At 54.3% G+C, this 14,319-nt stretch carries 10 protein-coding genes; all 10 read right to left on the bottom strand.

The features are described 5' to 3' along the window. Positions 1–64 precede the first annotated feature (64 nt). Positions 65–2,575, bottom strand: a complete 2,511-nt coding sequence (locus tag MHH78_RS03495) for a hypothetical protein (RefSeq protein WP_341166597.1) — start codon at positions 2,573–2,575, stop codon at positions 65–67. A 24-nt stretch (positions 2,576–2,599) separates the two neighbouring features. Continuing rightward, a complete protein-coding gene (locus MHH78_RS03490) occupies positions 2,600–3,688 on the bottom strand; it encodes a HAMP domain-containing sensor histidine kinase (protein WP_341166596.1) in 1,089 nt (362 codons plus the stop codon). Further along, positions 3,681–4,379 (bottom strand): response regulator transcription factor, encoded by a 699-nt coding sequence (locus MHH78_RS03485; RefSeq protein ID WP_341166595.1) that lies wholly within the window; start codon positions 4,377–4,379, stop codon positions 3,681–3,683. Before MHH78_RS03485 ends, MHH78_RS03490 begins: the two co-directional genes overlap by 8 nt. Before the next feature lie 24 nt (positions 4,380–4,403). Beyond that, complete coding sequence (locus MHH78_RS03480) at positions 4,404–5,729, bottom strand: ABC transporter substrate-binding protein (RefSeq protein ID WP_341166594.1); 1,326 nt, start codon at positions 5,727–5,729, stop codon at positions 4,404–4,406. A 49-nt stretch (positions 5,730–5,778) separates the two neighbouring features. Next, on the bottom strand, positions 5,779–6,939 hold the full coding sequence (locus MHH78_RS03475; RefSeq protein WP_341166593.1) for an efflux RND transporter periplasmic adaptor subunit: 1,161 nt from the start codon (positions 6,937–6,939) through the stop codon (positions 5,779–5,781). A 45-nt stretch (positions 6,940–6,984) separates the two neighbouring features. Next, complete coding sequence (locus MHH78_RS03470) at positions 6,985–7,815, bottom strand: carbohydrate ABC transporter permease (RefSeq protein ID WP_445668084.1); 831 nt, start codon at positions 7,813–7,815, stop codon at positions 6,985–6,987. A gap of 59 nt (positions 7,816–7,874) precedes the next feature. Continuing rightward, on the bottom strand, positions 7,875–8,741 hold the full coding sequence (locus MHH78_RS03465; protein ID WP_341166591.1) for a carbohydrate ABC transporter permease: 867 nt from the start codon (positions 8,739–8,741) through the stop codon (positions 7,875–7,877). A gap of 185 nt (positions 8,742–8,926) precedes the next feature. Further along, entirely contained in the window at positions 8,927–9,877 is a 951-nt protein-coding gene (locus MHH78_RS03460; protein WP_341166590.1) for a hypothetical protein, read from the bottom strand. Beyond that, positions 9,874–10,431, bottom strand: coding sequence for an RNA polymerase sigma factor (locus tag MHH78_RS03455; protein WP_076080690.1), 558 nt, complete (start codon positions 10,429–10,431; stop codon positions 9,874–9,876). Before MHH78_RS03455 ends, MHH78_RS03460 begins: the two co-directional genes overlap by 4 nt. Before the next feature lie 150 nt (positions 10,432–10,581). Further along, a complete protein-coding gene (locus tag MHH78_RS03450) occupies positions 10,582–14,121 on the bottom strand; it encodes a family 16 glycoside hydrolase (protein ID WP_341166589.1) in 3,540 nt (1,179 codons plus the stop codon). Positions 14,122–14,319: the final 198 nt, after the last annotated feature.

Genomic DNA, 14,319 nt, shown 5'->3' with positions numbered 1-14,319 from the left:
GCCTGTTTCCTATCCCTGCTCTCAGGCAGCACGCTATACCTCTCCTATTGTCATCCTATAGCTCTCACTCCCCCTCCGTCTTCTTCGGCGCAGGCCGCTCATACACCACAGCATAATTCTGGCTGCCCAGCAGGATCCGTTTGCCCTGGAACTCGTCATAGATGTTCACCCGCACCGTGCCGCCGTTAAGGGCCTTGTATGCTTTGTTGTTCAGCGGGAAGGACAAGCTGCCTGTGACTCCCGCACCAGCCGGTCCGACTCCCAGAGGCAGAAGCTGCTCCGACGGCTGACCGAACGGATCGATCAGCTCGGCCACCAGCTTATGCTCATTCTCCTCAGCAACATACTGCTCACTTCGGGTGAACCGGTAGTTCATCTGTACCTCTATGGACTCCCGGTCTTCGGGCATCGTGGCGGTCACCTGGTTCACGGACAGAGAGTACGGGAACAGGTCCAGCTTCTGAAGGGACGGCTGCGGAACAGGATTGGCCGGACTCAGCCCCAGGCCCACGGTCTGAATGTAAGCGGTCGGCACTGTGCCGGGTGTGGTCAGCTTGCCTTCGGCGATGCCTTCCCCGAGGAAGAGGGTTAGATCCGACGCATTGATCTCCGGAGGAAGCTTACTCCAGACGGTTACGAGACTCTTCTCTTTGGGGTTCAGGGCCGCGGCGGACTGCGAGATTACCGCCTCGAAATACTGCCGATCCGGGGTCCGGTAGTAGCCCACCAGCTGCGCCGGCTGGGTCTTGCGTAATTCCTCGTTCGTCATTACCAGCTCAGTATAGATCAGCTTGGAATCGGCGCCCGGATAGATCCGGCTCTGCCGCTCCAGAATCTCTGCCTTCTTGCCGGTCAGCTCCAGGCGGAACGGTTCCCCGGCTGCTACGGTTCTTAAGGTATTCTCCACTTGGCTGGTGAACAGCGTAAGGAAATTCGCCTGGGTCTCTTCCGAAGAATACTGGAGGATCACCTTCAGCTTCGTCAGTTGATAAGAATAGGGAAGGTTCCCCGTAATGTACAGAACCGCTGTCTCCTGCGGGGCCAATTGGCTCTTGGAGCCTTCGATCACCATCTGCGCACTGCCGCTGATATCTAGATCCCCCGCCTTCAGAAGCGCTGTAAGGGCCGGAAGCTGCACATTCGTGGACCCTGAGTTGCGGAGGCTGATCTTAGTCACGACCTGATCGCGGTCCGACCATGGCAGGCGTTCCACCGATTCCAGCTTCACTACAAAGGTACCCAGACTGTTCTGCACGGGGTACTCAGTCGCCAGCAGATGATTCGGCTGTAAGGAGTAGGGAATCTGATAGTAAGCCGCCGGGAAGGCGATCCGGCCCTCTTCTGCCGGCTCGTTCATCTGTAGCTGGAGCACTCCCTGATTAAGCTTCAGGGGCAGCTCTGCACTGAGTTCGACTACCCGCTCCTCCAGCGGCTTCAGACTCAGACCGGCCAGTGCCTTATTGCTTACCGGATAGCTGTACCCTTCGGCAGTCGTCAGGCTGAAGGGGTAGGCCGGAATCGTCACCGCTTGGTTGCCTGTGTTGCGCACCCGGAATTTCAGGCTCCATTTCGCCAGATGATCCTCCGAATACACCGCCGCGCTTGCCAGCTGTGTCTCAATTGTATGGTTAGCAACCTTAAGCTTCGCGACGGCATTAGCGGGTACGATGAAGTTGGGCGACTGTGCAGCAGGCAGCTTATACTCAGCCACCAGCAGGTTCAACTGCAGCTCGCTGTCTTCCTGGACGAACTGCAGGGACATATTATCCGTCTTCGTATAGGAGGGGATGTCCGCCAGATACTGCACGGTCCGTTTCTCCTTGGGCTGAATCTGGTAATCGGCAGGAGCGGCATTCAGTTCAAATCTGGAGCCTCCCGAGGATATCAGATATCCCTTCAGGCCCGTGTCCTTAAGCACCTTGGTACCCGAATTGGCGAAGCTGATGCCCACCCTGGCATACACTTTTCCGTTAGCCTTAACGATCTGCAGGCTCTCGGCCTTACTGATCACCGGCATACCCGCCAGGACCAGCTTCTTGCTCTGCCCTCTGGCGGTAGCTGCCGAGTAGGAACCCGGAATCGTGAACGTTCCCAGCTTCTTCTGGTAATTCGCCTGGCTGAAATCCCAGCCGAATAAGGCGATGCGGACTCCGGTTATTTTGGCAGCCTTACCCGCATTGACATAATACGTGACCGACTGGCTGCTATTAGCCGGAATAGATTTGACGGCAGCACTGCCCGTCACCGGCTTGCCTTGAATAACTGCACCGCTTGAGGTAGTAACCATGGAGAAATAATCAATCAGGCTCACGTTGCTGTTACTCCCGTTGACGTAATTCAGGGTGTACGTAATCATATTCCCGCTCTCCTGGGGCTGAAGGGCAGCGTCCAGCAGCTTCACGCTCACCCCGCTCTTCAATGAGACCGCCCCCAGTCCCTCCAGCGTGGACACGGCGGCTGTAGCCGCCTTTCCCGCTGAAGGCCCGGCCACCGCATAGGCTCCGAAGGCGATGGACTGGCTGAGAACCGCCAGGCTTAGCATGGCGACAGCATATTTTCTAGTGGAATGATTCATAATTCTCTCCTCCCTTAACTTCGCTTAAGCTTGCGGCAGCCGGACCTCGAACCTCGTCCACAGCTCATTGCTCTCTACAGACAGGCTCCCGTCATGCTGCTCTACAATATTGCGTGCAATGAACAGTCCCAGGCCGGTCCCGCCCTCCAGATGTGTCCGTGCCCGGTCCCCCGAGTAATACATCTCGAAGATATGCGGCTGCTCCTCCGGCGGAATGGGATTTCCGTAATTGATGACCTCAACCGCTACTGAACCTGAATCAGGGCGGCTGTTAATATCCACATAACCGCCTTCCTGCCCGTAACGGGCGGCGTTAGTCAGCAGATTGCCTAATACGCGTACCAGCAGATCCCCGTCCCCGTAGATCATTAGGCCAGGAGTCACATTCAGCCGGGAGGTCAGGCCATTGCGCTCGAATACCGGGTACATCTCCTCGTTCAATTGCCGCAGCAATTCGGTAATATCCAGATATGTCTTCACCACAGGCAGTGTGCCATGGTTCATCCTGGTGATCTCGAACAGCTCGTCAATCAGCTTCTCCAGCCGCTGGGACTTGGTGAAGGCAATCGTCGCATAATGCCGGATCGTCTCCACTGGTAATTGCTCATCCCTCAGAATCAGATCCAAATATCCGAGAACGGACGTCAGCGGTGTACGCAGATCATGCGCCAGATTGACGACTAGCTGGTCCTTGCTGCTCTCGGCGAAATCACCTCTTTGTACCGCCTCCTGCAGCTTGGCTCCGGCCACATTCAGATCCTCTGCGATTGCGCTGAACTCATCCCTTGAGGCAATCCGCACCTGATTCTGGAAATCTCCGCCCGCCAGATGATGAATCCCCTTGGAAATCTCGTTAAGGTAGCGGATGTACGGCTTGGTGAACATGAAGAATAAGATCAGCATGATTGGAATGAACAGCATCAGAGACACATTGAAGTCTCCGATCCTGTAGATGAACCGCCGGATTTCCGCCTCCGGGTCCTCCCACTTCACCCCGGCGTAATAGAGCTGAAGCAGCTTGAAGATCCCGTAGGTGATCCCGGCGGAGAGCAGCATGCTTACGCCCAGTAACTGAACCAGTCTGGTTCTGAAGCCCCGGCGTCTCTTAGGCATTGAACGTGTACCCGACACCCCAGATGGTCTTGATGAACCGGTCCTTGTTCTGATCCTCTCTCAGCTTCCTGCGCAGGGTGCGGATATGTACCATCACTGTATTCCCGCTCTCATAGTACGCCTCGCCCCACACCTGCTGAAATATGCTCTCTGCACTGAACACCTGCTTCGGGTGGCTCGCCAGCAGATGGAGGATGTCGAATTCTTTCGGCGTAAGGTCAATCTCTTCTCCATACAGTGTAACGGTGTGCTGGTCAGGGGAGATGATCAGCCCGCCCAGCTCCAGAACCGAAGTCAGAGGGGCACCCTTAGGCTGGCTGAACTGCAGGGAGCGCCGCAACTGGGAATTGACCCGGGCCAGCAGCTCCATTGGATTGAACGGCTTGATCATATAATCGTCCGCGCCCATGACAAGACCGGTAATCTTATCGAAGTCAGAAGTCTTGGCACTGAGGAAAATAATCGGAAGATTATGCTTCACCCGCACCTGGCGGGTGACCTCGTATCCGTCCAGCTTCGGCATCATAATATCCAGGATGGCCAGATCAATGGATTGGGACTGAATAGCCTGAACGGCCGCTTGGCCGTCGGATACCTGAATGCAGTGATACCCTTCCTTCTCCAGGTGCAGGGCAATCAGGCCGGCAATCTCTTTCTCGTCCTCTGCGATCAGAATAGTAACTCGCTTCATACCGGGACCCTCCTAGGCCTGAATCTATTCGTTAAGGTACGTAGTCGCCTTGTTCTGAATCAGCTTGGCCACATCCTCTGCCGTCTTCTGTCCGCTGAAGAACGCGCTGGCTTCCTCACCGATGATGCTCAGAATCTTCACATCCATCATAGCGAAGTTATCCGCTGTATCCATCATGTCTTGGAACACCTTGAATTGTCCCTCAGGAACACTTGCAAGCTTGCCGTCCGGGAGCTTATACGTCCCGCTCTTCACCTGCTGCTGAAGCTCACTGAACTGCTTGTCATTAAGCGATCGGAGCAGGGAGAAGCCTTCTCTGCTCTGCAGGGACTGAACTTCATCAGAGAGCAGGAACTCCATGAACATCCAGGCTTGTTCGGCAACCGGCGATTTGGCCTGTATCGCAAACGTATAGCTCGGAATAATTCTCATGGCCCCGGAAGTTCCGCTATGCGGCTTATACAGCAGCTTCGGATTGGCAAAATTGGTATACGGAATGTTGATGAAATCCGCCGGGCCCTGTATAACGGCAGAATAGAACAATTGATTCTCGGTCTCCACCGGCTCGGTGGTCATCAATTTCTCTTGATACATCTCGTTAATCTCCCGCATCATAAATATGAAGGCAGGGGAATCAAACTTGGCCTTGCGTGCAGCTACGTCTACGAACTGGTTATAGCCGTCGACCACCATCTCCTGAAGCAGCATATCCGGCGGATTATTCGGAAGCGCGTAGCGGTGTGCGGACCCCGACTGCTGCTCCGACGCAATCAGCGATTTGGAGATTTTCTTCCATTCCTGCCAAGTCCAGCTCTTATCATCGATCTCTGCTTGCTTAAGCGCATCCCCGTCTCCAAGGAACGCTCTCAGGCTGAACCCGGACGGAATGATATAGGTGCCCCCGTTCACCTTCAGCGCATTCAGCACATTCATTTGCAGGTCCTCCTGCTTCAGCGTCTTCGACTGCTTGAGGTAATCATCCATTTTAAGCAATAGCTTCTTACTCACGTAATCACTGGCGGGCAGACTGTTAGTTTCATAAATATCCACTCCTTTGCCTGAGAGCAATGCCGTACCTGCGGTTTTCTGATACTTCTCATAATCCGGCCCCTCCATCTTCTCGCTGATCCCCTTATACGCCTGAATCTGCAAATCTATATCCGGATAAGCCTGTTCAAACTTCTGCTCAACCGCACGGTAGAACTCACTATCCTGCTGAACCGATAACGTAACAACCGTCTTCCCCCCGGTGCTTGGAGCCTCTGTATTGCTCCCTGAACTGCATGCTGACATCATCGTTGTAAAAGCAAGGCTCATCCCCAGCCAGCCCATTTTGTTAATCATCCTCATCTTTCGCTACCTCCAATAATTGTTCGTATAGTATGCCGTACTCCTACGGCTACTGCAGACGTACACGGTTGCCGTCCTGCAGGGGCTCGCTGCTCTCCAGAATAATCAGCTCATCCTCATACAGGTTATCCGTCTGGATGATGCTGTCTATGCCATTGGTGGTACTGGAGCGGATCGTAACCTCGCGGGCGATAAAGGTATTGCCCAGCGCCCCCCTCTGCTCCTCGATCTTATAGATATAGCTGCGCTCACCCAATTGGCGGATAACCTTATTGGATACGAGCAGTCCCTCCTGCCGGGAAGGCTTCTTCAGCTTAATCTGAACCTGCTCACCCCCCTTAAGCGACTCTTCATTCAGCACAATGAAGACATTCTTCTGCGCAATTAGCTCCACCCGGCCGTTCTCCTCAGCGGATGCGCTGCCGGTACGCGCCTGAGCATCCTTGATCTCTGCAACCTCGCCCTGCAAGGAACGGGCCTGCTGACCCTCTGCCGGATGAACCTCAACCTCAAGCTGCTCCCCTAAGCTAACCCCGAGGCTGGATAACATCTCAGCGTCCGCCGTGAAGTCGAACTGATACCCCTTGCTGCTGCTCGACACGACCAGATCCGCTTCACCCGCGGACAGCATTCCCGCAATGGCATTCACCTGGGTGACCACCCCGTCGAAGGGTGCCGTAAGCTGCTGCTGCTCCGTTAACCGCTCTCTCAATCCGGCAATTTTCCGCGCCTGGGTGACCTGATCGACCTTACCCGCTTCAATTTCGCGCCGGGCCTTGCGAATCTGAAGCTCATCGCCTTCCGCATACGTCTGAATGAACTGATCCTGCAGCGTCTGCTGCGCGATCTTTTGCTTATCGAGCGCCGCAACTTCATCCTTCAGCTCCGCTTCGGCGGCCTGGCTGTCATAGCGGATCAGCGCCTGCCCCTTCGTGACCCGTTCCCCCTCCTTCACAAGAACCTGCCGGACCTTCCAGCCGCTGGCATTCAGGAGCTTCGCTTCACTCACGGGCGTAAGCTTCCCGCTGCCCTCCAGCGTGAATTCGAGGCTCTTGGTCTGCGGCTTGACCGTGGTCACCTTGGGCAGGGTCAACGACTGCAGCGTATTGCTGAAGAAGGTGAAGAAGAGTAACACGCCCATGAGCAGAAGGAAGGCTGTTCTGATATTTTTTTTGCGCCTGCGGTCTGCGGGCACTCCTGTAATCTCCATTTCCCCGTTCTCCTCCTATCCTCATAAGTCCCTCACATGCGCACCCTAGCCCTTAATCCCGGATAACTGAATACCCTCAATGAAATACGTCTCCGCATACAGGAACAGCAGAACCATCGGTGCCATGTAGATCATAGATGCGGCGAACGCCAGGCCCTTCTCGCTGCTGACATTCGATAAATAGACAGACAAGGGCTGTCTGAGCGGGTCGTCCAGGAAAATAAGCGGCTGCTCCACCATATTCCAATAATCGACGAATAACAGAATCGTCAGGGCAGCCAGCCCCGGCTGGACCATTGGAACAATAATCGTATAGAAAATCCGCAAGTGTCCGGCCCCGTCCATCTTAGCCGCTTCAATATAGGCATACGGGATATCCAGCATGAACTGCCTGAGCATGAATACTCCGAAGGCGGCATAAATTCCGGGCAGGATAATGGCCCCCGCGCTATTTAACAACCCCAGCCGGTCAGCCATAATATAATTGGGCACCAGCGTGACCTGAAAGGGCATCAGCATCGTCAGGACATAGACCAGGAACAGGAATTCCCGGCCCCGGAATCTCAGCTTGGAGAACGCATAGGCCGCGAGCGCGGCGATCACCGTCTGTCCGGCAATGATAGGCACCACCAGGAATACTGAATTCCAGAACATCGACAGGTACATCGGGCTGTCCATCAGCACCTTGCCATACTGCTCCAGGGAGACCTGATCGGGCAGCCATTTCAGATTGGCGAACGGATCGCTCCTGCCCTCCACAACCTTGTTCATCTGTCCGATGGGGCCGTAATTGATCCCGATTTCGCGGCTGCTCATGAACGAATTGATGAGGGTCACCCCGATCGGGAACAGCATCAGGAGGGCAACCGCCCCCATCAGGACGGTTAATGTCAGCCTTTGTATAACTTTACCAACTGCCAAGACCTCTTTCACCTCTATTCCATATACCGCCGGTAGCGGCGTTCCATAGCGAACAATCCCAGCACGATGATCAGAATGCCGCCGACCATCAGGGTGGATGCAGCCGTCATCTTCTGGAGGTCGAGCGACAGGAACATGTTGTTCATATAATGCTGAAGCATATAGATACTGTCATGCGGGTAAGCTCCGGCAATCAGATACGTCTCCCGGAAGACCTTGAAGGAATTAATGACCGACATAATGACGACAAAAAACATCGTAGAGGTTAAATAGACCAGCGTAATGCTCCGGAACTGCCTTATCCGCCCGGCCCCCTCGATCTGGGCGGTCTCGTAATAATCCTTCGGAATCTGCTGCAAGCCGGCCAGGAACAGGATCACGTTATACCCGATGTTTTTCCAGACATACATCAGCATGATTACATTCCGCGCAGCCTCCGTCTTCATCCAGTCCACCCGCGTCCGGCCGAAGCCGCTCAGCCAGGCATTAAGCACCCCGTTCCAGTCGAACAGGATCTGCCAGACCAAGATAATCGAGGCTACAGGCACAACCAGCGGGAGTACGTACGCAGTTCTCAGCCATTTCTGAAAATACAATTTCCTGTGCAGCAGCAGCGCTAGTCCCAGCGACAGCACAATCAGCAGCGGAACACTCACCATACTGAAGTAGAGGGTATTAGAGGCTGCCTTCCAGAAGGACTCGCCCGCAATGACCTCCCGGTAATTATCCAGTCCCACATAGTGGCCCCCCACCGTGCGGTCCATGAAGGAGTAGAACAAGCCCATGCCGAACGGAATCAGATAAAACAGGGCAAACCCCGCCGCACTGGGCGCCAGAAATAACCATGCAATTGTTGAATCTTTACGGGCCCAATTCTTCAAGTCGCTCCCTCCCTGTAATCAAGAATAGGCACAACTGTTTAAGAAGAAGTCGGGTAAAGATTAAAAGTTTCTTAAATTCTCAGCGCAGCAGCACATTCGGCCTGATCGCCCTCCCGCCAGCAGCAAAAAAAGCCGCAAACGGATGCTTCATCCATTCGCAGCTATATTCGTGTAGCGCAAACTCACTACTTCACCGGCTGTACCTCCATGACCTTATCCTTGAACCGGTACGTCACACTAACATTCTCGATAACCGCTGTGTCGTCGTAGGCCAGAGAACCCTCGAACGCTAACGTGTCATTATCTTTCCACATGAGTTGACTCGGATAACTGTAATTCTCATGATCACTGCGCGTCCAAGTATCCAGCTTGCGCTGAGCGCCATGTCTGATTCTCGCCGACTCTACCAACTCCGGGCTAATGGTTCCCTTCTCCACATCCAGGATTTGCACAAATTCACTCTTATTAGAGCTGGTGACCACCGCAAGGAGCTTGCGGTCCGGAGACGGGAGAATTTTCTTAATATACATCGAAGGGGCCGCGAAGCTGAAATACGGTTCAAGCACATCATCTTGTATACGCCAGAGTACATTCTGGGTACCGTAATCTGAATAATTGTTGAATAAGGCAAATACGATGCTCCCGTCAGCCATTTTGTAGAGATATGGACTCTGATAGCTTTTGGACAGGATATCTGTGGCAAAAGCAGCCGACTCCGCGATCTTCGCGGAATCACTGGTCAAGAACGGCTGCAGCTTCTGCAGCGCCAGCTCCCGGGCCTGCGGGTCATTGAAGCTCTCCACCAGCCGGTTCACCGCAATGTATACATATTCATCGTTGCCGCTGGCTAACGCCTTCAGGAATTTGTCCGCCTCATATTGAGCAGGAGGGGCCAGCTCCATTTCCTCCGCTGTCAGATAACGGATGTAGGGCTCCTCCGTTTTATTTCTGGTGTATTCTGTGGCGAGCAGCACTGTAGAAGTTGAGCTGTATACGACCAGACAGGCGACCAGTGCGATCCATCTTTTGGAGAACCTGTGTCTCCTGTCCCTTCCCCTTACTCCGCTGTGTTCAGCCGCCGCAATCAGCTCCTCGTCAATCTGCCCGATCTCCTTATACAAGTCCTCCCGCTTCATAGGTGAACGCCCTCCTGGTCTAAATGAATTCTAAGCTTGTTCCGGGTCCTGAATAGGCTCGACTTCACCTTACTGCTGCTCATATCGAACCTGCCGGCGAGGGATTCTATGGAATCCGCATACCAATACCGCCTGATGAATAAATTTCGTGTCCCCTCCTCCAGCCCATACAGGAATTCATTGATCAACCGCGCGGTTTCACCGGCGGCATACTCGGTCTCCACCGTCTCTGCTGCGGGCAGGCAGTCCTCCAGCTCCTCCAGAATCACCTCAAGCTGGCGGCTCCGCTTCTTGGCCGTATTATACCCATACTTATCGAGCGCGATATTGCGGGTGATCCGCCCCAGGAATACCGGCAGCCTTCTCGGCTGGTTAGGCGGAATAGCGTTCCATGCAGCCAGGTATGTATCGTTCTCACACTCTTCGGTATCGGAAGGGTTCGCGACAATGTTCCTGGCAATCGCCCGGCAGTAAGCACCATATTTGTTCCGGGTCTCCGTGATGGCCTGCTGTGAGCGCTGCAAGTATAGCTGAATGATTCCCTGATCTTCCATCTGCTAGTTTCTCCTTTAGCATCCTCTTATCTATATAGTAGAGAATTCCGGGTAACGGTTGCACTTATACGCTAATTATTTTTAGCACAAAAAAATCCTGGCACATAAGCATCACTGCTCACACACTAGGATGGGGATATAAATCTCTTGTTAACCGAGGACCGGCGGTTTCAGCTCAGTGGTGCTGTCACCCTCCGCATCTGCCGGTTTCGGGATGACCTTAATGTCCATAATCAGGGAATCCGTCAGCTCCGTATCGGCCCAGGCTGTGCCGTACCATACCTGCTTGCGGTAGATAACCGTTATCTTGTAATCACCTGGGGCAGAAGCAACATAGGCAGCCTGATAGACCTCATCCGTTACGGTGAATACACCCGCCATGCCTTCCTCCGTGGAGCTCCATGCTTCCGGATAATAACGTTCATCTCCGGGTGCTACAGGTACCAGGCTCTGGTTATGGCCTTCGGCCGTCAGGGTAAGTGTTTCCCCTACAAAAGGGCTGCCCGGGCTAACGCTGAGCCGGTTGCCTTCGGGCGTAACCCTTTCATACACATCGAGGGTTACCGTCTTAAGCGCACTGGCCGTCACCTTTTGTATCCCTGTAACACGGGCATTATCGAACACCGCATTCTGGGAGGTTGTTCGGAAGCCGATCTTCCCTGCAGTTAATTCCGTTACCGGGTTCGTCCATTCAAGCTTCAACTGGCCGTCCACAAAGCCTAGAATTCTATTTCCTTTGATGACTGCCTTCAGCGTATACCACTGGCCCGCAGCCGCATCGGCGAAGAGGGTACTGGACACAGGGGTCAGCGTTCCGTTTACCGCCTTAAACAGCTCCAGCTTCTTGTCGTTTACATTGATGCGGTACATGTAATAGTTATTGGCGTCCTGCACCCGGAAGAGAATGCCGGCATTGGCATTCGCGATGGGAACCTTCATCTTGGCTTCAAAAGCAATATCCTGCCATGAATCCCCGGCTGTAATGAGCCCCGTTGAATTTCCTTTTGTCTGGATCAGGGCTTTGGTGCTGCCGTCTGTAGTTACACTCCAGGTCCCGCTGGCAGTCGTCCAGCCCGTCGTATTGCCATCCTCAAAGTTATCCGTGAACCGGACAGAATTCGGATTGGCATCAATCGGAGTCTCGTCCACATCTGTAACCTGAATCGTGAAGCTCTTCTCCAGAGACAGGCCATTGGCGTCAATGCTCTTCACCCGGACGCTGTAGCTGCTCTTCGCTTCATAATCCGGCGTGGTGCGGAGGATCAGCCTGTCTCCCTGCGGGGCAATGGAGAAGCTGCTGTTATCGGCGTCTCCCTGCCCCGGAACCAGCGCGTAAATAAAGGTCTGGCCCGCATCCGGATGTGCTGTAGTGAAGGTGCCCACTACACCGCCTGGAGTAGTCAGCTCCGGCACCTGGGTAGCGCTGAGTGTAATATCCGTGGGCGGATTGTGAATGGCGGTCACCTTGGCATCGTCATACCAGACCCCGGCTGAAGTGGTGCGGAAGCCGATTCCACCTGAGGTTAATTCATTGACCGGGTTGGTCCATGTCGTCTTCAGCACTCCGTCCACATACCCTTTGACGGTATTGCCTTGAACCGTCGCCTTAAGGGTATACCATTGGTTCTTGACAGGCACGAACGAGGTGTTCGAGACCTGCGTCAACGTTCCCGCTACAGCCTTGTAGAGCTGCAGCTGGCTTGTGCTGGCATCGATCCGGTACATATAGAAGTTGTTCTGATCCTGCACCCGGAAGACAATACCTGCGTTCTCGCTTCCATTAATGAGAGGCAGTCTGGCTCTGGCTTCATACGTGTAATCCGTCCAGGATGTACCGGCCTTGGCGGTAATCAGCGCCGTCGTGGTCTGGCTGGTGGACAGCACCCGGTTCCCTGTTCGATCGGTTACCGCCCAACTGTTGGCACCTGAAGCCACGGTCCAATCCGGGAGCAGCCCGGAGGTGAAGTGATCGCTGAACCAGGCCTGATCCGTATTCGCGAAGACGACTCCGCTTACATTCTCATTCTTGATGCTCACCTTCAGATCACTGAGATTCTTCGCCAGCGTTCCTTTGACCACCACATTTTCAAAAGTAACCCCGTTCACCATCCCGCCTCTGGTGGGATTGCCCTGAATAGGAGAATCTCCTCCCGTCTCGCGGACATTGATGTTCCGGAGAATAACATTGCTTACATCCCCTGCTGTACTGGTGGAGACCCGCAGCCAGTAATTGCCGAACTGGTTGATGCCCACCCGTTCAATATCAATATTCTCGAAGGTCACATCCTGAGCCCAGCCTTCGACCGGGAGCGGATTCTCTGTATAGGCATGATCCACCAGCAGCGCCCGCGCGCTTTGGTAGACATACGAATTGCGGATGGTTACGCCAATCTGCGGCGTGCATATGCCCATCCCCAGCTTGAAGGCGGCGCAGCGTGTCCAGGCGAAGCAGTCCTCGAAGACCACATTCTCCAGATGCTCGATGGCTCCCGGCCAGTCCTTGGACATTCCTTTCTGCGGCCAGGTCTTGGTGGAGAAGGTATCGTCATCCGAGATGGCAAGCGCATGCTTCACCAGCACGTTCTGGCTCTCGTTAATATCGATGGCATCATCCTCAAGCGTAAATAAATCCTGGTATCCCTTATAGTTGGTGATGGTTACGTTATCGGAGCGGACGACCAGGAACGCCCAGAAGCCGCCGTCCCGCAGGGTTAATCCGTCGAACTTGAAGTTGCTGGTCGCCATCGGCACCACCAGGTTATTAATGAATCCTTCTCCCTGCTTATGGGTTGCAGGCGGGTTGGTCATCTTGCGTTTGCGCATTTCTATCCCTTTGCCGTCAATGGTTCCGCGTCCCCGCATGGTGATATTCACGGAATTAGTAGCGGTGCGGATGAAATAGGTTCCATCCGAGATCGAATCCTTGCGGAAGTCATTCCGGTAGTCCTCGCCCCGGCCTGTTCCAACAATGACGGCTCCTCCGGCCAGGTAGAAGGTGACATTGCTTTTGAGGGTCAGGTTGCTGCTCTTATATACGCCCGCCGGAATATAGACGATACCGCCTCCGGCCTGATTGGCAGCATCAATCGCCTGCTGGATGGCGCCCGAGGTGATCGTTGCCCCCGTCTTGTCTGCGTTGTACGGTGCAGCGGTCACATTGTAGATTCCCGGGCCGGAGGACGCGGGGATGTCAGTCTCCAGCGGATCGGCGGCGATCACGAGTCTTTTGCGGCGCTTGTCCGGGTCCTTCTCATTCGGGTCTTCGTTCGCAGGTGTATTAATATCCACGATCACATAGGTAGAGGCCGACAGGGTGAAGGTCAGCTTGTTGCCGTTGACCGTTCCTGTGATGTTCTTGGCCAGCGGGCTGATCGAATACGAGGTGATTGGCTTGTCTGCCGTCACCTCAAGGCTAATGGTTCCTTCAAAGGAGAACTGGGCATAGTCATAGTCGGGTAAATACTTGACGACGGGGACCGCCTCATTGTTCACCTTCAACGAGTAAACAGAAGACGGAGTATAGATAGACGGCATCGGGTAATTCTGGATGGTTGCCGGGCCAGCGGCGGCCACCTGCGGCACCGGTTCCGTTCCCGGTTCCGGTTCAGCCGCACCGGCGGTCTGCGGGATGAACCCCGTGAATGCGACGGCAAGCACCAGCAGCAATCTCATGACTTTGTGAGTAAGCATAAATACCTCCTCCAGATCGATTTGACTCCAGGCAATCGCTTTCAATTCCCAGCAGGATACATAGAGTCATTCCTTACTATAATCCCGGGCCAAAAAGAAAGGAGGGTGGCAAACCCACTCTCCAGGGACACAATTATACTGTTCTAGGCCGCCCTTCCACTCCATCCGCCAGCCTTAAGCCGGCACCATATGCAAAAA

The sequence above is a fragment of the Paenibacillus sp. FSL H3-0333 genome, assembly GCF_038002805.1.
In the GTDB taxonomy this organism is placed as follows: domain Bacteria; phylum Bacillota; class Bacilli; order Paenibacillales; family Paenibacillaceae; genus Paenibacillus_AQ; species Paenibacillus_AQ silagei.
This window is presented reverse-complemented; position numbering and strand designations above follow the sequence as displayed.